General features: G+C 65.0%; 18 protein-coding genes. 9 read left to right on the forward strand and 9 right to left on the reverse strand.

What is annotated here, in order from left to right:
* The first annotated feature begins 515 nt into the window (after positions 1-515).
* The 3 genes from WCL10_RS11375 (at position 516) to WCL10_RS11385 (ending at position 6,531) form a co-directional block, all read left to right on the forward strand.
* A complete protein-coding gene (locus WCL10_RS11375; protein WP_336895760.1) occupies positions 516-2,813 on the forward strand; it encodes a TonB-dependent receptor in 2,298 nt (765 codons plus the stop codon).
* Between the two features lie 66 nt (positions 2,814-2,879).
* The gene (locus WCL10_RS11380) at positions 2,880-4,586 is read left to right on the forward strand and encodes an amidohydrolase (protein WP_336895761.1); all 1,707 of its coding nucleotides are present in this window, start codon (positions 2,880-2,882) and stop codon (positions 4,584-4,586) included.
* Positions 4,587-4,590: 4 nt separating this feature from the next.
* Positions 4,591-6,531 carry a pyrroloquinoline quinone-dependent dehydrogenase gene (locus WCL10_RS11385; protein ID WP_336895762.1) on the forward strand — a complete coding sequence of 647 codons (1,941 nt, stop codon included), beginning with the start codon at positions 4,591-4,593 and terminating at the stop codon, positions 6,529-6,531.
* Positions 6,532-6,538: 7 nt separating this feature from the next.
* Here the strand turns inward: WCL10_RS11385 and WCL10_RS11390 are convergent, their stop codons facing one another.
* On the reverse strand, positions 6,539-7,564 hold the full coding sequence (locus tag WCL10_RS11390; protein ID WP_336895763.1) for an AraC family transcriptional regulator: 1,026 nt from the start codon (positions 7,562-7,564) through the stop codon (positions 6,539-6,541).
* A gap of 241 nt (positions 7,565-7,805) precedes the next feature.
* Between WCL10_RS11390 and WCL10_RS11395 the strand changes: the two genes are divergently transcribed.
* The 3 genes from WCL10_RS11395 (at position 7,806) to WCL10_RS11405 (ending at position 11,800) form a co-directional block, all read left to right on the forward strand.
* Positions 7,806-9,542, forward strand: a complete 1,737-nt coding sequence (locus WCL10_RS11395) for an amidohydrolase (protein ID WP_336895764.1) — start codon at positions 7,806-7,808, stop codon at positions 9,540-9,542.
* Positions 9,539-10,651 carry a class II histone deacetylase gene (locus WCL10_RS11400; RefSeq protein WP_336895765.1) on the forward strand — a complete coding sequence of 371 codons (1,113 nt, stop codon included), beginning with the start codon at positions 9,539-9,541 and terminating at the stop codon, positions 10,649-10,651. Before WCL10_RS11395 ends, WCL10_RS11400 begins: the two co-directional genes overlap by 4 nt.
* Positions 10,652-10,726: 75 nt before the next feature.
* Positions 10,727-11,800: a PLP-dependent cysteine synthase family protein gene (locus WCL10_RS11405; RefSeq protein WP_336895766.1), complete on the forward strand. Its 1,074-nt coding sequence runs from the start codon at positions 10,727-10,729 to the stop codon at positions 11,798-11,800.
* Between the two features lie 522 nt (positions 11,801-12,322).
* Here the strand turns inward: WCL10_RS11405 and WCL10_RS11410 are convergent.
* The 3 genes from WCL10_RS11410 to WCL10_RS11420 are packed head-to-tail and all read right to left on the reverse strand — an operon-like array spanning position 12,323 to position 13,593.
* Complete coding sequence (locus WCL10_RS11410) at positions 12,323-12,610, reverse strand: hypothetical protein (protein ID WP_336895767.1); 288 nt, start codon at positions 12,608-12,610, stop codon at positions 12,323-12,325.
* Between the two features lie 55 nt (positions 12,611-12,665).
* Complete coding sequence (locus WCL10_RS11415) at positions 12,666-13,355, reverse strand: hypothetical protein (RefSeq protein WP_336895768.1); 690 nt, start codon at positions 13,353-13,355, stop codon at positions 12,666-12,668.
* A 25-nt stretch (positions 13,356-13,380) separates the two neighbouring features.
* Positions 13,381-13,593, reverse strand: coding sequence for an Arm DNA-binding domain-containing protein (locus WCL10_RS11420; RefSeq protein ID WP_336895769.1), 213 nt, complete (start codon positions 13,591-13,593; stop codon positions 13,381-13,383).
* Between the two features lie 311 nt (positions 13,594-13,904).
* On the opposite strand from WCL10_RS11420, the gene WCL10_RS11425 reads away from it, so the two are divergent.
* Positions 13,905-14,639 (forward strand): hypothetical protein, encoded by a 735-nt coding sequence (locus tag WCL10_RS11425; RefSeq protein WP_336895770.1) that lies wholly within the window; start codon positions 13,905-13,907, stop codon positions 14,637-14,639.
* 83 nt (positions 14,640-14,722) lie between these two features.
* Positions 14,723-15,604: an LOG family protein gene (locus WCL10_RS11430; RefSeq protein ID WP_336895771.1), complete on the forward strand. Its 882-nt coding sequence runs from the start codon at positions 14,723-14,725 to the stop codon at positions 15,602-15,604.
* Here WCL10_RS11430 and thiD read toward each other — a convergent pair.
* From thiD to glmM, 3 genes are read right to left on the reverse strand one after another with little or no spacing between them, the layout of a single operon-like run.
* On the reverse strand, positions 15,601-16,347 hold the full coding sequence (thiD, locus tag WCL10_RS11435; RefSeq protein ID WP_336895772.1) for a bifunctional hydroxymethylpyrimidine kinase/phosphomethylpyrimidine kinase: 747 nt from the start codon (positions 16,345-16,347) through the stop codon (positions 15,601-15,603). The two genes, WCL10_RS11430 and thiD, sit on opposite strands and share 4 nt — an antisense overlap.
* Positions 16,344-16,568, reverse strand: coding sequence for a DUF1272 domain-containing protein (locus WCL10_RS11440; RefSeq protein WP_336895773.1), 225 nt, complete (start codon positions 16,566-16,568; stop codon positions 16,344-16,346). Before WCL10_RS11440 ends, thiD begins: the two co-directional genes overlap by 4 nt.
* A gap of 12 nt (positions 16,569-16,580) precedes the next feature.
* Positions 16,581-17,918: a phosphoglucosamine mutase gene (gene glmM, locus WCL10_RS11445; RefSeq protein WP_336895774.1), complete on the reverse strand. Its 1,338-nt coding sequence runs from the start codon at positions 17,916-17,918 to the stop codon at positions 16,581-16,583.
* Between the two features lie 92 nt (positions 17,919-18,010).
* Between glmM and WCL10_RS11450 the strand changes: the two genes are divergently transcribed.
* Complete coding sequence (locus WCL10_RS11450) at positions 18,011-19,333, forward strand: cation:dicarboxylase symporter family transporter (protein ID WP_336895775.1); 1,323 nt, start codon at positions 18,011-18,013, stop codon at positions 19,331-19,333.
* On the opposite strand, the gene WCL10_RS11455 is transcribed toward WCL10_RS11450, so the two are convergent.
* Both WCL10_RS11455 and WCL10_RS11460 read right to left on the reverse strand, forming a co-directional pair.
* The gene (locus WCL10_RS11455; protein ID WP_336895776.1) at positions 19,323-20,480 is read right to left on the reverse strand and encodes an AI-2E family transporter; all 1,158 of its coding nucleotides are present in this window, start codon (positions 20,478-20,480) and stop codon (positions 19,323-19,325) included. The genes WCL10_RS11450 and WCL10_RS11455 overlap by 11 nt on opposite strands.
* Before the next feature lie 61 nt (positions 20,481-20,541).
* Positions 20,542-21,720 (reverse strand): N-acetyltransferase, encoded by a 1,179-nt coding sequence (locus tag WCL10_RS11460; RefSeq protein WP_336895777.1) that lies wholly within the window; start codon positions 21,718-21,720, stop codon positions 20,542-20,544.
* Positions 21,721-21,753 lie beyond the last annotated feature (33 nt).

Here is a 21,753-nt window from a genome sequence, read left to right on the forward strand (position 1 = left end):
TATTTAACCGCTGGACTCTCGTTATGACTGAGGGACTGCCGGGGGGCAGGTCACATACATCACGGCTAAATTCAAAATAGGTTCAATTCCCCAAGCCGGAATCGAGAATGGTTCCTCCGGGCCAAATCATCTCGCGCATCAGCAGACTTTGGCACAACGCAGCGTTTGCCTGTTTGTGACGCACACGTCAGGAACCGGCCAAAGCGGTCACTGCATGCGCAAGTCTAGACGGTAATGAAAATTGCGATGTCAGCGTAAAGGATCAAGCGGGGTCTGGTACTGTGTGAACGAGAGGCCATTCGTTCTACGTATGCAACGGGGGTAGACCCCCGCCACACCACTTGGCAATTTTGGCCAACCAAGCCGCCCGATGGCAGAAATATACCATATCATGCACTCAAATTTCACGATGCAAGTTTGGGTCAATTCCAAATTCTCCCTAGCACCTAGCCTGACACGAGACCATTCCAGCCATGGATGTTTCGGCGGGGGGCTATTCAGGGGAGTCAATTATCATGGGCAGGCACATTTCTCGCCTTTTTGCGACCGGTACGGCGCTCACGACACTGCTTGCCGGCCAGGCGGCCATGGCACAGGCCGATCAGGCGGCGGCCGGCGATCAGCCAAGTAGCGAAATCATCGTCACGGCCACACGCAAAAGCGAAAGCATCAACAAGGTCCCGCTCAGCGTCAGCGCTCTCTCGCGCGAAGCGCTCGACAGCCGCGGCATCCGCAACTTCAGCGACGTGATCCGCCAGACCCCGGGCGTCAGCTTCGAGAAATCGAACACCACGACCAACATCGCGATCCGCGGCGTGAACTCCTCGGTCGGCGCGGCGACCACCGGCATCTACATCGACGACGTGCCGATCCAGATCCGCCAGCTCGGCTATGGCGGCGGCAATGCCTATCCGGTGGTGTTCGATCTCGACCGTGTCGAGGTGCTGCGCGGGCCGCAGGGTACGCTGTTTGGCGCCGGGTCCGAAGGCGGCACGGTGCGCTTCATTACCCAGCAGCCGAGCCTGGATGTGCTCAAAGTTTATGGGCGTGCGGAAGGCAGCGCGACCCAGCATGGCGCAGCCAACGGCGAGGCCGGTGTTTCGGTCAGCGCGCCGCTGATCCCGGGCAAGCTCGGTCTTGTCGCCAGCGGCTACTACCGCCGCGATGGCGGCTTTGTGGACCGCATCAGCTCGTTCACGAACAAAGTGGTGCAGAAGAACGCCAACTCCACCGACAGCTATGTCGGGCGCATCGCGCTGACTTGGCAGCCGGTGGACAACGTCAGGATCACCCCGGCGGTATTCTACCAGAACGTGAAGGCTGCAGACAGCGGCGAGAGCTGGGAGAAGTACTCCAACTACGACAAGCATGTCTTCATCAACGCTAACCAGCTGGCCGAGACGAGCAAGGACCGCTTCACGCTGGCCTCGCTCAATGTCAGCGTCGGGCTCGGCGGGGTCGATGTGATCGCGGTCGGCTCCTACTTCGATCGCCGCCAGGCCTTCGTGCAGGACTACACAAACTTCGACCAGACGCTGTTCACCGGTGTCAATGCCCTGCCGTTCTTCCCTCAGCAGAACGCACCTTCGGACTTTGTGGTTGCGCAGAAGAACTGGACGGGCGAGCTCAGGCTGCAATCAAACAATACCGCCAGCCCGCTGACTTGGGTGCTGGGCGGGTTCTACAGCCACGCCGAGCAGACCTCGATCCAGATCGTGACCGATCCTTATCTGCCCGTCTACCTGTTCGGCGGGCCTGCCCCGGTTCCGGGCTTTTCGGTCTATGACCAGAACGCGCTGTCGACCGACGAGCAGGCCGCGGTCTTCGGGCAGGTCACCTACAAGATCACCGACAAGCTCTCGGTGCTCGCCGGTCTGCGCTACAGCCACACGATTTTCACGATCAAGGACATCGCGCAAGGCTTCGTGGTCGGCCCGCTGGTCGACGACCGCGGCCGCCAGAGCGAAAATCCGGTGACACCCAAGTTCGGAGTCAACTACCAGGTCACACCCGATACCCTGCTCTATGCCTCGGCCTCGCGCGGTTTCCGCGTCGGCGGCTACAATCCGCAGGTCGGCACCTTCTGCGGGCCGGAGCTTACCAGCATCGGCTATCCGAATGGCCGCCCGACCAATTTCAAGTCGGACTCGGTGTGGAGCTACGAGGCGGGTGTGAAGAGCAAGTTCGGCGGGATCGGCAGCGTACAGGCGAGCGTCTACCAGATCGACTGGACTGATATCCAGCAGGCGGTCGCGCTCAATAGCTGCGGTTTCCAGTTCACCTCCAATCTGGGCAAGGCGCGCAGCCGCGGCTTCGACCTGCAGGTAGAAGTTCGCCCGACCAATCGCCTCACGCTTCAGGCCGAAATCGGCTATGTCGATGCCAAGTTCCTTGACACGATCCGCGGCGGCCCGACTGCCGCAGCACCGTTCGTGAGCAAGGGCGATGCCGTGCTCGGCGCGCCGTTTACGGCCTCGTTCCACGCGCAATACGATTTTGACGCGTTTCGCGCCAAGGGCGGCTACATCCGGTCCGACTTCGACTACCGCTCGAAGCAGACCAAGCTGCCACCCTACCTTAATCCCGCGAACGGCGCGATCGATACTGCTCTCACCTTGCCGCCGGCGGTAGCGTTCTGGTCGGCGCGACTTGGCGTGAGGCCGGGCAATTTCGACATCTCGCTGTTCGTCAACAACATCCTCGACAAGTCCACCTGGACCCGGCGCGAGCGGGCGCAGAACCCGTTCGAGTTCTTCCGCCGGGAGACCCTGCGGCCGCGCACGTTTGGCGTGACCGCGTCCTACCGCTACTGATCGGAGCCGGATGCGCCGTCTGGCCCAAAGGCCGATGGCGCATCCGGGAGAGGGGAGAATGCCACGATGAGCATGCTGCGCCGCGCTATCACCGCCTCCGGTTTCGCGCTCTTTGCCTGCACTGTGCCGTTTGGCGCGCAAGCAGCGGAAAAGCCGCCGCTGCGCTTCATCAACGGGCACATCTATACGCCGCAGGGCTGGCGCAGCGTGATGGAAGTGCGCGGAGACCGGATTGTGCGCATCGGCACGCGGGCGCAGGCAAAGAATTGGACGCGCGGCGCCGCGAAAGTGGTGGACCTTGGCGGGCGAACCATTTTGCCCGGTCTCTACGACATGCACGTCCACCCGGTGCTTCAGGCCAAAGGCGACGAAGGCCGCTGCCGCATTCCGCAGGACGCCGGGCCGCAGCGGCTGCTTGAACTGGTGGCGGCCTGCGTGAAGGCGACCAAGCCCGGCGAATGGGTGAGCGGCGGCCAGTGGCAGTCCTCGCTGCTCGCCGGTACTCCGATCACGGCGGCCACGCTCGATGCTGTTTCGCCGGACAATCCGGTCATGCTCTACGATGTCAGCGGGCACAGCGTCTGGGCCAATTCCCGTGCGCTCGCCTCGGCAGGGATTGGCGCCGGCACGCCCAACCCCGAAGGCGGAATCATCGAGCGCGACAGCGCAGGCAAGCCCACCGGCGTGCTGCGCGAAACCGCTGGCCGGCTCATCACCGTCAAGGTTCCGCCCCAGCCGCTGGCCGAAACCGAACGGCAGTTGACCGGACACCTCACGATGCTCGCGGGCTTCGGCGTGGTCGGCTTTGTCGAGGCCATGGCCTACCGGGACGACCTCACGGTCTATGCCGCGTTGGCAGACAGGGGCATTCTGAAACAGCGCGTGCAGGCCTGCATCGCGTTTTCGGAATCGGGCAAACCCAATCCGGAATTCGAACGCACGCTGGCAGACCGGAAGCAGTTCGTGCGGGCCACGTTCAACGCCGATTGCGTCAAGGTCTTCGCAGATGGCGTGCCCACCGAAAGCCATACCGGCGCGATGCTGGCAGACTATCAGGCCGGCCAGCCCAACGCCCCGGCCAAGGGCCTGCTGTTGTTCGATCCGGCAGCGATGGCGGCCGACGTGACGCGCTGGGACAAGCTCGGCGTGACGGTCATGTTCCATGCGGCGGGTGACCGCGCGGTGCGTGCGGCGCTCGATGCGATTGCTACAGCACGAAAGGCCAACGGCATGCGCGGACCGATCCACCAGGTCGGTCATTCCACCTTCGTCGATCGAGCTGACATGCCGCGCTTCAAAGCTCTGAACACGGCGGTCGAATATTCGCCCTATCTGTGGGACCCGCAGCCGATCAACGACGATATTACCAGCGCCGTGGGCAGCCCGCGGATCGACCGGGTCTGGCCGATTCGCGAAGGCTTTGAATCCGGCGCGCTGGTTATCGCCGGGTCCGACTGGGCGGTGGTGCCCTCGCCCAATCCGTGGATCGGAATCGAAACCGCCGTGACCCGGCGCAACCCGGGCGGCGGCGCGCGGAGCTATGGCTTGAAGGAGGCGATCACGCTGCGCCAAGCGATCACCATGTTCACCATCGATGCAGCGCGGCGCATGGGCATGGGTTCCAAGGCGGGCTCGCTCGAGCAGGGCAAGCTGGCGGATTTCATCGTGCTGGACCGTGATCCCTTCGCCATCCCCGTCACCGAGATTCACAAGACCACCGTGCTCGAGACCTGGGTTGGTGGCAAACAGATCTTTGCGCGGCCCAAGGGCTAAGCCGATGCGCGGATGGCTTGCACTCGTTCTGGCGATGGCAATGGCGGGGTGCCAGCAAGCCCCCGATCCAGCGCCCGTCCATGCAGGGCCAGCCATTGCCGCCATTGAAGCGGCTGCGACCGATTGGCCGAGCTACGGCGGACAAGCCTCGTCCACCAAGTACTCTGCGCTGGACCAGATCAACCGGGAGACGGTGAAGCACTTGCGCAGGGCCTGGACCTGGCATTCGGGCGAAATCTCGTTCGGAAGCGACACGGTCGATTTCACCGTCAGCGAAATGACGCCGATCTACGCCAACGCCCGGCTCTATGGCTGCACGCCCTTCGGCCGCGCTGTCGCGCTAGATCCCGCGACCGGCCGTGAAGTCTGGTCGTTCGATCCGCGCAAGCCGCGCACCGGCAACATGTACCATGAGAACTACTGCCGGGGCGTCGCCTATTGGCAGGCGGATACCGCCGAGGCCCGCGCACAACCTTGCGGCAAGCGCATCCTCTATGCCGCGCAGCATGCCGTACTTCACGCGATTGATGCCGATTCTGGCCGCGTCTGCACAGGCTTCGGCACAGGCGGGCACGTCGATCTCGCCGCGCTCGACTACAAGGGCGAGGGCAAGCCCGCCACCACTTCGCCGCCTGCCGTCTGGGGCAATGTCGTCGCGCTCGGCGCGGCGGTGCAGGACAACATGTACCGCAATTCGCTCGACGGCATCGTGCGCGGGTTTGATATCGTGACCGGGCGGGAGCTGTGGAACTGGAATCCTATCCCGGACGATCTTTCGGCGGTAACCGGTGCCGCCAATGCCTGGGCGCCGCTTTCGGTCGACGCCAAGCGCGGCTGGCTGTTCCTCCCCACCGGCAGCGCCAGCTGGGACACGCTGGGGGTCAACCGCATTGGCCGCATCCCCGATGCCAATGCCGTCGTCGCGCTCGACATGCGCACCGGCCAGAAGGTTTGGTCGTACCAGACGGTGCACCACGACCTGTGGGACTATGATCTGCCCGCCGCGCCCACGCTGGCGACGATCGACCACCAGGGCCGCGCGGTCGAAGCGGTGATCCAGGGCACCAAGACCGGCAATGTCTTCGTGCTCGACCGCGCGACGGGCCAGCCGCTGTTTCCGGTGAAGGAACGCCCCGTCCCTCGCAGCGACATGCCAGGCGAACAGGCCGCCGCGACGCAGCCGATGCCGGTCCTGCCCCGGCCGGTCACCTCGCAGACGCTCAAGACCTCGGATGCGTGGGGTCTCCTCGGCTTTGACACCTCCGCCTGCCGCAGCCGCCTTGCCGGCCTTCGCAACGAAGGCCTGTTCACCCCGCCGAGCATCAGGGGATCGCTGCTCCATCCAAGCTTCCTCGGCGGCACCAACTGGGGCGGGATTGCCTATGATCCCACGACCGGCCTTGCCGTGGTCAACTCCTCGAACCTCGCCGCCTCGGTCCGGCTCGTGCCGCGTGCCCGGTTCGACGCCAAGCGCGATGTGCATCCCGGTGTCTCGTACTATGAGATGCAGGGCTCGCCTTATGTCATGCTGCGCGAGGTGCTGCTCTCGCCGCTCGGCGCCCCCTGCAACCCGCCGCCCTGGGGACAGCTCACCGCCATCGACATGAAGACGGGCCAGACGCGCTGGCAGGTGCCCTTTGGCCGCCTCAAGCTCTCCACCGGGCTCCTGACCCCGAGTTCCTGGGGTGCGCCCAATCAGGGCGGGCCGATCGTGACGCGCGGCGGGCTCGTGTTCATCGGTGCCAGCCTCGACAGCGTGTTTCGCGCCTATGACATCCAGACGGGGCGGCAGGTGTGGTATGCAGCGGTCCCCGCGCCGGCCACCGCCACGCCGATGACCTTCCGGCACACCGACGGGCGGCAATATGTCGTGGTGTCCGCCGGCGGCCATGGCGGCTTCGGCACCCAGCTGAGTGATGCACTGGTCGCATTCGCCTTGCCGTGAGCAGAGCCTATGCGCGCGGCGGGTTCTCGGCACCTGCCTTGCGAAAACGCTGAGGGGTGGTGCCGAAATGGCGGCCAAACCGGCGCACGAAGCTCGCGCTCTCGGCAAATCCAACAGATAGCGCGATCTCGGCGACATCGCGCTGGCTTTGCCGGAGCAGGCGAGCCGCCGCATGCATCCGCCGGTCGTTCACGAGATCGCGCCAGCGCATCCCTTGGGCCTTGAGCCTGCGGCTCAGCGTGGCCACCGAGACACCCATGCTGGCCGCCACCTCGTCCAAGGTCGGCGTCCGGTCGAGCGGGCTCGTTTCCAGCACCCGGATGATGTCCTTGTGCGACCGGGCCCGCCGCGCGCTGTCTGCCACGCGGCGGCGCAAGTGTTCCTCGACGATCGGGTACAGCTCCGGATCGATCACCGGGCTCTTGCAGCCGAGGAAATGATCCTCGAACGAAAACGAATTGGTATCCTGATCGAAGAACACACCGCAGCGGAAAAATTCGCGGTAGACCCGCTCATCACCCTGGCAGGCATGTTCGAAACGCACTTCGATCAGCTCGAATTCCCCGCCGACATAGTTCCGACACATGTTGTGCATCAGCGCGATCGAGAACTCTGCATCCTGCCGCCGACTCTGCAACGTTTGATCGGTGATCATGTACTCGAACGTCGCGATCCCGCCTTGCGCCGAGAAGCGGTTGCGCACGGCGTCCTGAATCGTCGCCAGATAGGAATCGAACCCGGTGAAGGCCGCGCGCAGCGACGGGGCGCTGAGGAACAGGAAACCGAGCGCACCAAGGCTGTTGAGCGCCCCAAGCCGCCCCGCCTGCAGCCCGAGATAGGGATTGGCCGCTTTCACCGCGGCCAGTTCCAAGAACCCGAGGAAATCCTCAAGCGGCATGACGCCCTTTGCATTGTCCAGATCATTGCGGCGCAAGTGGAACCCGGCGAGCAAAGGCTCGGGATCACAGCCCACCAGATCGAGGCAGTTTGCAACATGGCGCAGGACGAGCACCGAAATCGTCGGCTTCAGCACGCCGCGCCCCCGCTTGCGCTAGTCGTCCCTGCGGTCGCCCCTGAATGCCTTGCCTGCACGCGCGAAGGTCCCCTTCCCGCCAAATCACGCCGACAATCCACCACTCAGCCACCACTTTCAATGCCAATGACAGACATTGGCCGCTCCGGCCAAGCCGGGGACTGCGCGGCCTTGGCCTATTGGCAAACCAAGCGGGACGCGTTTCTCTCGGTCGCACTCCTGCAGGAAGGACCCATTCCGCATGCCCTTAGCAAAAGCGCAGTCCATCGTTCGGTTTGGCACCGCCTCCCTCCTCGCCATGGTCGCCGCAACGGGACCGGCTCAGGCGCAGCCCGCGCCGGTCGACCTGGTCTTTGTCCACGGCACGGTGCTGACCCCTGCCGGAAGCGCGCAGGCGCTCGCGGTGGCGAACGGCACGATTGTGGCAGTCGGCTCGGATGCCGAGATCGAGGCTATGGCGCCCGCCGCTGCGCAGAAGGTCGATCTGGCGGGCCGGACTGTGATGCCCGGGCTCTATGACATGCACGTCCACACCTATTTCGCGGGGCGCGACAAGCTATCGTGCCGCTTTGCGCAAGGCGCAGGCGCGGCGGCGATTGCCGCCGCGGTAAAAGCCTGCGCGGCCAAGGCCAAGCCGGGGGAATGGATCCTCGGCGGCAGCTGGGTGGGCGCGGCCTTCAAGCCGGGCGAACAGAACCGCCGCCTGCTCGATGCGGCAGCCCCGAACAATCCGGTCATGCTCAACGACGAAAGCCTGCACAGCGTGTGGGTCAATTCGCGCGTGCTCGAGATTGCCGGGATCACGCGTGCCACGAAGGCACCTGAGGGCGGGGTGATCGACCGCGATGCCAAGAGCGAACCCACCGGCGTGCTTCGCGAGGTGATTGCCCGCGATATCGAGCGGTTCATTCCCAAGCCCAGTGCCGAGATGCAGGCAAACGCAATCAAGGTCGCGACCGACGAGATGCTCTCCTACGGCATAGTCGGGTTCACTGACGCTGCCGTGCGCCGCGAGATGATCGAGGGCCTGTCCGGCTACGCGCGCTCGGGCGGCCTCAAGCAATATGCGCGCGGGTGCATCGTCTGGGGCCCGAATTCGGGCGACAGCGAGGCGTTCATTCCGCAGCGGCAGGCGTGGAGCGTTGGGCGGCTCAAGCTGGATTGCGTGAAGATGTTCCTCGACGGCGTGCCGCTCGAAGGCCGCACCGCCGTCATGCTGGTGCCGTATGAACACCGCGGCGGGGCGCATGATGATCAGGGTCCGGGCGAGGGGCGCGGCCTCAAGCTGATCCCCGAGGACAAGCTTTTCCCGGCTGTGACTGCGTTCGACCGGCAGGGCATCCAGGTCAAATTCCACGCAGCGGGCGATGGTTCGGTGCGCGAGGCGGTGGAGGCCATCGCCGCGGCCCGCAAGGCCAACGGCGACACCGGTCCGCACCACGAGATCGGCCATAACACCTTTATCGACGTGGCCGATGTGACAAAGGGCCGCGAGCTGCACTTCACCTGGGAGCTTTCGCCCTACATCTGGTGGCCCACCCCAATAACCTCGGTGGATATCGCCAAGGCCGTCGGCGCGGAGCGCATGAAGCGGCTCTGGCCGATGCGCGATGTCGTCGAGAGCGGGGCCAACGTGGTCATCGGCTCCGACTGGCCCGTGGTGCCCTCGGTCAATCCGTGGATCGCTTTCGAAACGCTGGTCACGCGCCAGGTACCGGGTGCGACGGGCGATCCGATCAACGCGGGCCAACGCATTTCGCGCGAGCAGGCCATGGCGCTGCTGACACGCAATGGCGCGGCGGAAATGGGGCGGCTCGATCGCGGCGGGACGCTGGAGCAGGGCAAGCTCGCTGATCTCATCATCCTCGACCGCAATCCGATGACCGTGCCTGTCGGCGAAATCCATCAAACCAAAGTGCTGGCGACCTACATCGCGGGCGAAAAGGTGTTCTCCGCACCCGAAGGAACCTCGAAATGAGCGGCCCCACCCTGTTCCTCACCGACGAGCGCACCTTTTGGCACAGCACCGGAGTACAGGCGCTGTTTTTGCCGATTGGCGATTGGGTCGAGCCGCCCTCGGGCAGCTACGGTGCCGATACGCCGGGATCGAAGCGGCGTCTGCTCAATCTGGTTCGCGCCGCCGGGTTTGACCAGCATCTGGAGGTGCGCAGCGCCGCCCCCGCCACACGCGAGGATCTGCTGCGCATCCATCCCGCCAGCTATATCGACGAGTTCAAGCGGCTGAGCGACGCTGGTGGCGGTGAACTCGGCGTGTTCGCGCCGTTCAGCAAGGGCGGCTTCGAAATCGCGACGCTGTCTGCGGGGCTCGCTATTGAGGCAATCGACGCGGTCGCCAGTGGCCGCGCGCGGAATGCCTATGCCCTGTGCCGCCCGGCAGGGCATCACTGCCTTGCCGACCAGTCGATGGGCTTTTGTCTGCTTGCCAACATTCCGATTGCGATCGAAGCCGCCAAGGCGCGGCATGCCTTGGCCCGCGTGGCGGTGGTCGATTGGGATGTCCACCACGGCAACGGCACGCAGGCAATCTTCTATGACCGCGACGACGTGCTGACGATCTCGGTCCATCAGGACCGCTGCTTCCCGCCCGGGTACACCGGCCTCGATGATCGCGGGGAAGGCGCAGGACTTGGCGCGAACCTCAACGTGCCCCTGCCTGCCGGCAGCGGGCATGAGACCTATCTTGCGGCGCTCGAACGAATCGTGGTCTCCGCCCTGGAGAGCTACAAGCCCGATCTGATCGTCGTTGCCAGCGGCCTCGACGCCAACGCCGTAGACCCGCTTGCCCGCCAGCTTCTGCATTCCGACAGCTTCCGCGCCATGACGGCGCGCATGGTCGAAGTTGCGGACGACCTGTGCGGTGGGCGCCTCGCCGTAATCCACGAAGGGGGCTATGCAGAGGCCTATGTCCCGTTCTGCGGGCTTGCGATCCTCGAAGCCCTGAAAGGCGAGCGCAGCCCCGTTGTGGACCCTGAGCTCGACTTCTTCGCAGCACAACAGCCCGATTCGCGTATGGTCGCCTTCCACTTCGAATTGATCGAGGAGATGCGCAGCGCCGCAGGGCTGTGAAGCTGCGCCTGTCACGCGGCAGGCTGATCGGCGAGGACTGCCCGGCACATCTGCCGAGCCGATGGGGGCGAGTGCATGAGCGGTCGGGATTGGGTTATCTGGGCAATCGGGCGGATCGAAGCGGATTTCAACCGTTCTGCCGATACCCACCTGATCCCGCTGCCGGTCCCAGCATTGCCGCATATCGCGCTCTATCTGAAGGACGAATCGAGCCATCCGACCGGCAGTCTCAAGCACCGGCTCGCTCGCTCGCTGTTCCTTTATTCCCTATGCAATGGCTGGATTGCCGAAGGGCGCCCGATCATAGAGGCCTCGAGCGGTTCGACCGCGGTTTCGGAGGCCTATTTCGCCCGCATGCTCGGCCTGCCGTTCATCGCGGTGGTGCCCCGCAGCACCGCCCCGGCCAAGATAGCTGCCATCGAATTTCATGGCGGAAAATGCCACTTCGTCGAAAGTGGTGCCCAGATGTACGAGGCAGCACGCAGCCTCGCTGCCGAGTTGGGTGGTCACTACATGGACCAGTTCACTTACGCAGAGCGCGCAACGGACTGGCGCGCAAACAACAACATCGCAGAATCGATATTCACGCAGATGACCCGCGAACCGCATCCCATCCCAGCGTGGATCGTTTGCGGCGCGGGAACGGGCGGCACATCAGCCACGATCGGTCGCTATGTTCGCTACAATTGCCACCCGACCCGGATCTGCGTTGCCGATCCCGAAGCTTCGGTGTTCCACAAGTACTGGGCCGACCGGAGGGTGACCAGCACGATTGACCCGGCCAGCTTGATCGAAGGCATCGGGCGTCCGCGGGTCGAGCCCAGCTTGATGCCCGATGTGGTCGATCACATGGTTGCCGTGCCAGACGCGGCCAGCATCGCCGCTGCCCGCGTCGTCAGTCGCTGGCTCGGCAGATTGTGCGGCGGGTCAACCGGCACCAATATCTGGGCCTGCGCTACGCTTGCCAGCGAAATGCTGGGGCGCGGGGAAACCGGATCGATCGTCTCGATCCTCTGCGATGACGGGGCGCGTTACCGGGATACGATCTTCAATGACACATGGCTGCGCGCACAGGGCATCGACTGCGGCGCATACGAAGCGGTCATGGAGCGGTTTTTCGAAACCGGACAATTCGTCGCCGTAGCTTAGGCCGTCTCGCCGTTGTCGATCACCATCGACGCTCCGTTGAGATACCGGTCTTCCAGATAGATCGCCTGCACCTCACGGGAATGGCTGGTGCCTCGATCGGTCCTCTACGCCCCATCGGCAACACGCAGAGCGCTTCGATGATGGCCGCTTCGAAGCGACTTATCGGCAGCTTAGGCTCCTCCGGTCAGGTCTCTCATGCTCTTGTTGATCATGGGCACAAGGACCCGGGAACATGCTGTTTGAAGGGGGGGAGTAGACACACCCTACGCGACTTGTCGTTGAGCTTAAGAGTTTGAAAATAATGAAAGCTTGAGTGATTCTCGTCTGATGTTGCAACTCAGGTAGAGTGACTTCAGGGGCTGCAGCGCTGTGCAATGTGCATGGTCCGGAACACGAAACGCAGGAGCAACGCGCCGTTTGAAGCCCGCAAATGGGCTGAGCTCGCGACTTACTTTACGATACGGACGCTTCGCCCCATTTCCCCGCACGGACCGCTTCCATTGGGCGAGATGCCCGTTGAAGTTATCCCGCCTCCGCCTTCCTGATTGCAGTCACGTTCTCCGCGACGCCTGACAGCGAGGGCGCGGCAAATCGGCCCCAGGCGTCCATCAGCGCGCGGCGCAGGTCGCGCAGGTCGCTGCGGAGGTAGGCCTGCTCGGTTGCGGTGCCGACCTTGTGCGCGAGTGCCATCTCGGCGACCATGGCGGGAATTGTCGGGCAGCGCTCTGCAGCGAAGTCGCGGAAGGCGGAGCGGAAGCCGTGGACCGTTTCATCCCGCCCAGCCGTCCGCAGCGCCTTGGTGAGCGACATATCAGAGAGCGGGTTACCTCTCAGACCGGGGAAGATCAGACCATCCCGCAACGCTTCATCTGGCTTCCACTGCTTTAGCAAAGCTATCGCTGCATCCGAGAGGGTGACGACTCTTCATCAGCGCTGCTGGCCGGGTCCATGTGCCGGCCTCGAGATCGATCTGTGCCCACGTGGCGTTTCGCACCTCGCCGGATCTGGCGGCTGTCAGGATTGCAAACAGCATGGCGAATCGGCTGGCCGTGGCCTCCTTGGCGAGCTCATCCGCGAAGAAGGTTGGGATCTCTAAAAACGGCATGGCAGCGAAGTTCTTGCCCTGCTCCTGCTTGGCGAGACCCGAGCGCAGTTCCCGTGCGTCCGGCAAGGCATCCCGCCGCCAGCCACGCGCTTTTGCGAAGGCCAGCACCTGGCCGATGCGGCTGCGCACTTTGCGAGCCATAACAGGCTTGCTCGTCCGGATCGGTGCCAAGGCGACGATCACGTCCGCGCTGCCAATGACGTCGACCTTCGCAGTGCCAAGCCTCGGCACCGCATGTTCCTCCAGCGATGCAAGAAACGCGTTGGCCGTGCGATCTGACCAGCCCGACTTGAGCGCCGCGTGCGCCTCGGTGACGGCGATCGCGAATGTGGGGGTGGCACGCCGCTCGCGATCGCGTTCTGCGATAGGATCGGCGCCGGCCTTGGCCAGCTTCCGAAGTGCGGTGGCTTTCTCCCGCGCCTCCGCGAGCGAAAGGATCCGGCGAAGCATAAGAGGCGTTTCATCGACCTCGCCTCTATTCCGCCCCGCCATCGATGTCGGCCGCGCCGAGCCCGATGTCGCGCCGGCGCTGGCCGTCCTTGATGCGGAGGACCCAATTGCGAGCACCAGTCGGCGCGACGATCAGGAGCAGGCCAGTACCGTCCACCAGGACACGCTTGCGGCGCTTGCCGTCCGGGCCGACGCCCGGCTTCGCATTCCTGACTTGCAACACCGTCAGCTTGCCCATGTCTTCCCCACTTTTTTCCCCACATTTTGTGCTGGAAGTCGGTGGAAGTCAACGCAGGTATTTGCAAACTCGCGTCAGAGGGATATTGAAAAAACGAGAAAAAACAGAATTATCTTGGAATTAGTCGGAAGCTTGCGGCAGCAGGCCCTAGTCTTCGCGGGGCATCCATTTTCCATTGCAAGCACGCCTTAGCCGGGCGGCCTGAAGGCCGGACCGGCTGGTGGCCATCGCCTCCGGTACAGCCCGGGTCTTGATCGCGGCGGCAAGTTGCGCTTCGGTGGCTGCAGGGCTGGAAGGTGGTTCGGTGTGGCATGGTGACAACAGCGCGCAGGTTCGGCAGCGAGATCGACCGTCCGTTCTTCACGGGGATGTCTTTCCTCCTCGCTGCCGTGTTCGCGGTCGGTTTCGGCCGATCATATGTTCATGATTTCGGCAAGCTCGACACCTGGCCGATCTGGGTCCATCTCCACGGCGCAGTCATGATATCGTGGGTCGTGCTCCTGCTGGTGCAGGGCGCGCTTGTCCGCAGCGGCGCAAGGGCGGTGCATCAGCGGCTGGGGCTGCTTTCGATCGGGCTTGTGGTGATCATGGTGCCGCTAGGCATGGCGACCAACGTCATGGCGATCCAGCGCGGCGCGGTGCCGCCGTTCTTCACGCCCGCCGAACTGTTTGCCGTCGATCAGCTCGACGTGGCGCTGTTTGCGGCACTCTTTGCCTGGGCGCTGGCGCTGCGGCGCACACCGGCCTGGCACAAGCGGCTGCTCATCAGCGCCACGGTTCTGCTCACCTATCCGGCCATCGCCCGGATCAGCCTGATCCGCGCGTTCGGGCCCGATTGGGTCGTTCCGCTCTCGGTCGGCCTGATGCTGGTGCTCGCGCTGCTGGGGCCGCTGCACGATCTGGTGCGCTACAGGCGGGTTCATCCTGCCTTTGCGTGGGGCGCGGGGATCGTCTTTCTGGCGCAGCCGGCGCACACTCTGCTGGCCGCCAGCGCGCCCGTGCAGGCCATCGTCGGCGAGATTCTGGCGTCGGCGCCCCGCACCTGAATCGGGTAGCGACGCGGCAAAAACGGCAAACCGGAGGCATCCGCCATTGCGATTCGATGCGCCGCTTGCGACATGCTGGCAGCATGACCGACGATGAGACCAGCCACGAGCTGACCGACCGCAAATTCTACAAGGCAGAGCAGGAAGCGAGCTTTGTGGAAGCGCACGAGCGCACCACGCCGCAGCAGCAGGACCCGGCCTATCGCCTCGCTTTCCGCGATACCGATTTCCTGCTGCGCGAGGAGCTGCGCCCGGTGCGCTTCCAGCTGGAACTGCTCAAGCCCGAGATGCTGCTCGACGAGGCGGGGATCGGCTCGACGCTGGTGATCTACGGCTCCGCGCGCATCCCCGCGCCCGAGGAAGCTGAAGTGGTGCGCGCCGCCGCGTCCAGCCCTGAGCAAACGGCCGTGGCCGAGCGCCTTATCGCCAAGTCGAAGTATTATGAGGAAGCGCGCGAATTGGCCCGGATTGCCGGCCGGAGCGCGGTGGTCGAGGACGGCAAGCGCCACTTCGTGATCTGCTCGGGCGGCGGGCCCTCGATCATGGAGGCGGCGAACCGCGGCGCGGAGGAGGTCGGCGCGGAATCAATCGGGCTCAATATCACGCTAAGGCACGAGCATACGCCCAATGCCTATGTCACCCCGCACCTCTCGTTCCAGTTCCACTACTTCGCGCTGCGCAAGATGCACTTCCTGCTGCGCGCACGGGCAGTGGCGGTGTTTCCCGGCGGCTTCGGCACGTTTGACGAGCTGTTCGAGCTTCTGACCTTGATCCAGACCGGCAAGATGCAGCCGATCCCGATCATGCTGTTCGGCGGCGATTTCTGGCGCCGGGTGGTGAGTTTCGAGGCGCTGGCCGAGGAAGGCGTGGTCAGCGCCAAGGACCTCGACCTGTTCCACATCGTGGAGACGGCGGCCGAGGCCTGGGGGCATATCACCGCGTTCTACGGGCTGGATCTGGCCTAGCGGACCGCGAAGTGCCCCAGCGGCCCGTGCCCCGCACCGAAGCCCGGCGCGGCCAGCAGCGCGGCGCGGACGAACTGGCGGGCCTCGGCCACCGCATCGGCGAGTGACAATCCGCGCGCCAGATATGTGGCGATGGCGCTCGATAGCGTGCAGCCGGTGCCGTGGGTATGGCGCGTGGCGATGCGCGGTGCAGTCCAGACCACATCCGCTTCGCCCGGCACAGCCAGCCGGTCGGTGACGTCCGGCCCTTTCGCATCACCGCCCTTCGCGAGCCACGCGATGCCCCTCGCGCGCAAGGCCGCTTCGCCGCCAAGCGCGACAAGTTCGGGCACGTTGGGTGTGGTCAGGGTGGCAAGCGCCATCAGCCGTTCGAACGCGGCAATCGTGGCTGCGTCAGCCAGTGCCGCGCCGCTGGTCGCGATCATCACCGGATCGAACACGATGGGGACGGCGAAGCGCTCCAGCCGATCTGCCACAACGGCAGCGATTTCGGGCGAACCAAGCATCCCGATCTTGACCGCATCGACGCCGAGATCGCCGGTGCAGGCATCTATTTGTGCCGCCACCATGGCGGGGCTTGCGGCCTCAACCAGATGCACCCCGGTCGTGTCCTGCGCGGTGAGAGCGGTCACGGCGGTCATGGCATAGCCGCCGAGCATGGTGATCGTCTTGATATCGGCCTGTATGCCCGCCCCGCCGCCTGAATCCGAACCGGCAATGGACAGCACGCGGGGAGGGGTCATCCCTTGAATTTCCGAACCGTTGAAGGCGGATGCTTGGCGTGGTGCTTTGCCGCGCGGCTGGGGCGGTCCAGCAGCTCGCCGCCGCAGTTGGGGCAGCGGTCATCGAGCGCTTCGGCACATTCGGCGCAGAAGGTGCACTCGAACGAGCAGATGAAGGCGCCCGGCGCCTCTGCCGGAAGATCGGTGCCGCAGCGTTCACAATCGGGGCGCATTTCCAGCATGGCAGGTTCTCCTCAGGCGGCTTTGCGTACCGCATCGCAGATCGTGTCGACCACTTGCTCAACCTCGCGCGCGTCGTCGCCTTCGGCCATTACGCGAATGACCGGTTCGGTGCCCGAGGGACGGATGACAAGGCGCCCGCGCCCGGCCAGTTGGGCTTCGGCCTCGGCAATCACCGCCTTGACGCTCGCGGCCTCGAGCGGCTTGCCCCCGGCAAAGCGCACGTTCTTGAGGAGCTGCGGCACGGGATCGAACAGGTGCAGCGTCTCGCTCGCGGGCTTGCCCGAAGCGACCAGCGCGGCGAGGACCTGGAGTGCGGCAACCGTGCCGTCGCCGGTCGTGCCGTGGTCGGTGAGGATCATGTGGCCCGATTGCTCGCCGCCGACATTGTAGCCGCCCTCGCGCATCTTCTCGAGCACGTAGCGGTCGCCGACGGCGGTGCGGACGAGATCGAGGCCAAGGCTGTTCAGATAGCGCTCGAGCCCGAGGTTCGACATGACCGTGGCGACCACGCCGCCGCCGCGCAGGGTGCCGGCTGCGTGAAGCCGCCCGCCGATCAGCGCCATGATCTGGTCGCCGTCCACGGTCTGGGCCTTCTCGTCGACCACGATCAGCCGGTCGGCATCGCCGTCGAGCGCTATGCCGATATCGGCGCGCACTTCGCGCACGCGGGCTTTCAGCGCGTCGAGATGCGTGGAACCGACCCCGGCGTTGATGTTCTTTCCGTTGGGTTCAACGCCGATGGCGATGACTTCGGCGCCGAGTTCCCACAGCGCGGAGGGTGCGACATGATAGGCCGCGCCGTTGGCGCAATCGACCACGATGCGCAGCCCGTCGAGCCGGACATTGTGCGGAAGCGAGGCCTTGACCGCATGGATATAGCGGCCGCGTGCGTCCTCGATGCGGCGGGCCCGGCCCACATCGCCAGAGTCGGCAAGCGGCATTTCCTGTTCGAGCATGGCCTCGATCGCTAGCTCGGATTCGTCCGACAGCTTGTAGCCGTCGGGGCCGAACAGCTTGATCCCGTTGTCCTCGAACGGATTGTGGCTGGCGGAGATCATCACGCCGACATCGGCGCGCATTTCGCGTGTGAGGAGCGCGACGGCGGGGGTCGGCATCGGGCCAAGCAGGACCACGTCCATGCCCACGCTGGTGAAGCCGGCGGTCATCGCGTTTTCGAGCATGTAGCCCGAAAGGCGCGTGTCCTTGCCGATCACCACGCGGTGGCGGTGATCGCCGCGCAGGAAGTAAGTGCCGGCAGCCTGGCCGACTTTCATCGCGGTCGCGGCGGTCATCACACCGGCGTTGGTCCGGCCCCGAATGCCGTCGGTGCCGAAGAATTTGCGTGCCATGGCCTGAAACGTATCCCTGTCTGCCAAGAGTGTCTGCCGCGGCGGACGGCGCGGATTGCCTTATGCCCCTACACGCTTAATGTCACCGACCCATGAACCAAGCGATTAACGATCCTTCATCCGAGGGTGATGCCCGTCAAGCGAGCACGCTGCCCGAGATTACCCGCGTGCCGACACTGTGGACTTTCGTGGGGCTGGTCTGCGGGCTCGGGCTGGGTCTCCTGCTCGCGGTGCGCGCGCCGGGCGCGCTGGCACCGGTGCTGGCAGTGGTCGAGCCGGTGGGGGACATGTGGCTGCGCGCGCTTCGCGCCACGATCATTCCGCTGGTCGTCTCGCTGCTGTTCATGGGTGTGGTGCAGACCGTGGCCGCCGCGCGCGCCGGAGCCATGGCGCGGCGCGCGCTCGGCTGGTTCTATCTCATCCTTGCGGGCGGATCGGCCATGGCATGGGCGGTAACCCCTGCCTTGCTGGCGCTGATCCCGAGCCCGCCCGGCGCGGCCGCGGCACTGCGCGCGGGGTTGGATTCCACCAAGGCCGACGCTGCAGGACCATTGCCGGGGGCAGGGGATTTCGTCGCCTCGTTCGTGCCGGCCAATGTCTTTTCGGCCGCTGCGAATGATGCGATCCTGCCGCTGCTACTGTTCACGGCGATCTTCGCAGTGGCTGCCGCGCGGCTCGGCACGCGCCACCGTGAGAGCCTGCTGACCTTCTTCGAGGCGATTGGCGGGGCAACGCTGATTGTCGTCGGCTGGATCCTGTGGACCGCACCGGTCGGCGTCTTTGCGCTCAGCCTGGCGGTTGCGGCGAAGACCGGCACGGCCGCGATCGGTGCGCTGGCGCATTATGTGCTGATCGTCACGCTCACCGGCACGGTCATGTTTCTTGCGGCCTATCCGATCGCGGTGATCTTTGGGCGCCAGCGACTGGGAGCCTTTGCCCGCGCGGTGATTCCGGCGCAGGCGCTCGCCTTGTCCACGCAGTCCTCGCTCGCCTCGCTGCCGGCGATGCTGGGGGCCTGCCGCCAATTGGGCGTGCGCGACCGCGCCGCCGAGTTCACTCTGCCGCTCGCCGTCGCGCTGTTTCGCGGCACTGGTCCGGCGATGAACTTCGCCGTGGCGATCTACCTTGCGCACTGGCTGGGCGTGCCGGTCGATGGCTGGCACATGGCGGCGGGCTTTGCGGTCGCCTCGGTGATGAGCTTCGGCGCCGTGAGCCTGCCGGGCGCGATCAGCCTTGTCACCTCGTGCGGGCCGATCGCGCTGGCGATGGGTGTGCCGGTGGGGCCGCTCGCGTTGCTTGTGGCGGTGGAAGTGCTGCCCGACCTCATGCGCACGCTTGGCAACGTGACGCTCGATGTTGCGGTGACAACGGTGGTCGATGCGATGCCAGGTCTCGACGACGAAGCTAGCGACTGAGCCCGGAGGCCGGCCGGAACAACGGTTCGCCAAGCAGGAAACCGATCACGTTGGGGCGGCCGAGATTGTCGAGCAGCGCCTCGATGATCAGCAGGATCGGCACCGACAGCAGCGCGCCGGGCACGCCCCAGATCCACGAGAAGTAGCTGATCGCGAGCAGGATCGAGACCGGGCTCACCGTCAGGCGCGCGCCGAGAATGGCGGGCGTCACGAAGTTTGCCTCGATCGCATGAAGCCCGAGGAAGGCCAGCATGGGCACCAGCCCCACCGCGACCGAGCTGGCCGTGCCAAGCCCGACCAGCCCAAGCAGGGCCATCATCGCCAGCGGGCCGAGATAGGGCAGGAAATTGAACACGAAGGCGAGGCCGCCCCACATGATCGGCGCGCTGAGGCCAAAGGCATAGGCCCCGCAGGCGACGATCACGCCGACACCGAGATTGATGAGCGCGACAGTGAGCAGATAGCCCGCCACCCGGTCCTGCACATCGCGCATCACGCGGGCGATGCGCACCGAGGCGTTGACGCTTTCGCCATCGCGCGTGAGGCGGCGGCGCACGCGGATGCGCGTATCGATCATGAAGAAAGTCATCAGCAGGATCAACAGCGCTTCCAGCACCACGCTCGGCGTGGCGAAGGCGACCTGCTCGATCACCGACGGCGTGGCCAGGACCACCTCGCGCGGGCTGTGGCCCATGAGGCGGGCCAGCTGGCGGTTGAAATCGTTGATCCACGCAAGGTTGCCGCGCAGCTCGGCAAAGCGGCGGCTGACGACGCTCAGCATGTCCGGCACCTGATCGACCATGGCGAACGCGGGCTGCAGGATCAGCGCGAGCGCCAGCACGATCACCCCGGCCATGGTGAGGATCGCGATCAGGGCTGCAAGCATGTCGGGCAGGCCAATGCGGCTCAACCGGTCGGCCAGCGGCGCAAGGATGATGGTGATGACGACTGCGGTAACGGGCGGGAGGAAGACCACCGAGCCGATCGAGAGCACAAATGGCAGCGCCAAGAACAGGCCTAGCATGAGCAGCAGCACGATCGCCGATTGCAGCCGTGCGCGCGCATCGCCGGCCCATTCGCCGGTCTCGTCGACAAGGGCGGGCACCGCTGCACGGGCTTCGAGTTCGGGATCGGGCATGTCGGCCATGATGCCTTGCTATCTGGCCCGCCGATGTGGCGGGATCAAGGCCGCCCGGGGCACGTGCGCCTTACGTAGCGAGCGGCTTGCCGTAGATTACGTATTCCTTGTTGACGGTGCTATCGATGGCATCGGCGATGGCGACCATCCCCTGGTTGTCATCGAGGATCCAGCCGATTTCGCCGCGCGTCGAACCATAGCGGGTAACCGAATTGCGGCGGATGTATTCGATCATCATGAAAGCGAGCTGGCTGGCGAGGCGCGAGGCCTGCAGCTTCTTGCGTACGCCCATCAAGGGTACGCGCATCGTGCGCACGCGCGGATTGCGCAGCCAAAGGAGGAGCTTGGCCCAGCCAAACGGAAACAGCGAGCCGCCCATCGGTTTGATCACTTCGTTGAGATCGGGCAGGGTCATCATGAAGGCCACCGGCTCGCCGTCATACTCGGCGACCATGATCAGGTCCTCGCGCACGATCGGTTTGAACTTCTTGCCGGCATAGGCGATCTCGGTGTCGGTGAAGGGAACGAAGCCCCAGTTGTCCGACCATGCGTCATTGAGGATGTCGAGGATCAGCTTGGCCTCGGCATCGAACTTGCTCTTGTCCACCCCGCGAATGCGGATGCGCGGGTTCTTCTCGCCCGAGGCGACGATGCGCTGGATGAGAGGTGGGAACTCCTTTGTGATATCAAGTTCGTACGTCAGCAGCGACTTGGCGGGCGTGTAGCCCAGCGCCTCGATGTAGGCGGGGTAGCGCTTGCTCTGGTGACCCATCATCACCGTGGGCGATTGCTCGAAGCCGCGCACGAGCTGGCCCGGCTCTTCCCAGATCGACATCGAGATGGGGGCGAGCACGCGGTCCATGCCCTTCTCGCGCAGCCAGTCCTCGGCGCGGGTGATCAGCGCCTTGGCAACCGCCTCGTCCTCGGCTTCGAGCAGGCCCCAGTTGCCGACACCCGGGCCCATGCCCTGCACCGGATCCATCGCGGTGGCGAGGTGGTCGATATGTGCCGAAATGCGCCCGACGACCGCACTGCCGCGGCGGGCGAGGAACAGCTGCACATCGGCGTGCTCGAAGAACGGGTTCTTGCCCGGGGTGATCAGTTCGACCGCCTCCATGCGCAGCGGCGGCACCCAGGCCGGATCATCCGCGTTGATGCGGTAGGCCAGGTCCACAAAGGCAGTGCGATCGGCCTTGCCGGAAACCGGGGTGATGCTTACTTCGCCGCTAGTGTCTGGGGTTCCGGCCACGATCTTGCCTTTGTTTGTAAGTAATCGAAACGA

It is taken from the genome of Novosphingobium sp. (genome assembly GCF_037133355.1).
GTDB lineage: Bacteria > Pseudomonadota > Alphaproteobacteria > Sphingomonadales > Sphingomonadaceae > Novosphingobium.

Excerpts from the sequence above, each read along its gene's own strand:
- WCL10_RS11375 (WP_336895760.1), top strand. The coding sequence starts at position 516 with ATGGGCAGGCACATTTCTCGCCTTTTTGCGACCGGTACGGCGCTCACG.
- WCL10_RS11380 (WP_336895761.1), top strand. The coding sequence starts at position 2,880 with ATGAGCATGCTGCGCCGCGCTATCACCGCCTCCGGTTTCGCGCTCTTT.
- WCL10_RS11385 (WP_336895762.1), top strand. The coding sequence starts at position 4,591 with ATGCGCGGATGGCTTGCACTCGTTCTGGCGATGGCAATGGCGGGGTGC.
- WCL10_RS11395 (WP_336895764.1), top strand. The coding sequence starts at position 7,806 with ATGCCCTTAGCAAAAGCGCAGTCCATCGTTCGGTTTGGCACCGCCTCC.
- WCL10_RS11400 (WP_336895765.1), top strand. The coding sequence starts at position 9,539 with ATGAGCGGCCCCACCCTGTTCCTCACCGACGAGCGCACCTTTTGGCAC.
- WCL10_RS11405 (WP_336895766.1), top strand. The coding sequence starts at position 10,727 with ATGAGCGGTCGGGATTGGGTTATCTGGGCAATCGGGCGGATCGAAGCG.
- WCL10_RS11410 (WP_336895767.1), bottom strand. The coding sequence starts at position 12,610 with ATGTCGCTCACCAAGGCGCTGCGGACGGCTGGGCGGGATGAAACGGTC.
- WCL10_RS11415 (WP_336895768.1), bottom strand. The coding sequence starts at position 13,355 with ATGCTTCGCCGGATCCTTTCGCTCGCGGAGGCGCGGGAGAAAGCCACC.
- WCL10_RS11420 (WP_336895769.1), bottom strand. The coding sequence starts at position 13,593 with ATGGGCAAGCTGACGGTGTTGCAAGTCAGGAATGCGAAGCCGGGCGTC.
- WCL10_RS11425 (WP_336895770.1), top strand. The coding sequence starts at position 13,905 with ATGGTGACAACAGCGCGCAGGTTCGGCAGCGAGATCGACCGTCCGTTC.
- WCL10_RS11430 (WP_336895771.1), top strand. The coding sequence starts at position 14,723 with ATGACCGACGATGAGACCAGCCACGAGCTGACCGACCGCAAATTCTAC.
- thiD (WP_336895772.1), bottom strand. The coding sequence starts at position 16,347 with ATGACCCCTCCCCGCGTGCTGTCCATTGCCGGTTCGGATTCAGGCGGC.
- WCL10_RS11440 (WP_336895773.1), bottom strand. The coding sequence starts at position 16,568 with ATGCTGGAAATGCGCCCCGATTGTGAACGCTGCGGCACCGATCTTCCG.
- glmM (WP_336895774.1), bottom strand. The coding sequence starts at position 17,918 with ATGGCACGCAAATTCTTCGGCACCGACGGCATTCGGGGCCGGACCAAC.
- WCL10_RS11450 (WP_336895775.1), top strand. The coding sequence starts at position 18,011 with ATGAACCAAGCGATTAACGATCCTTCATCCGAGGGTGATGCCCGTCAA.
- WCL10_RS11455 (WP_336895776.1), bottom strand. The coding sequence starts at position 20,480 with ATGGCCGACATGCCCGATCCCGAACTCGAAGCCCGTGCAGCGGTGCCC.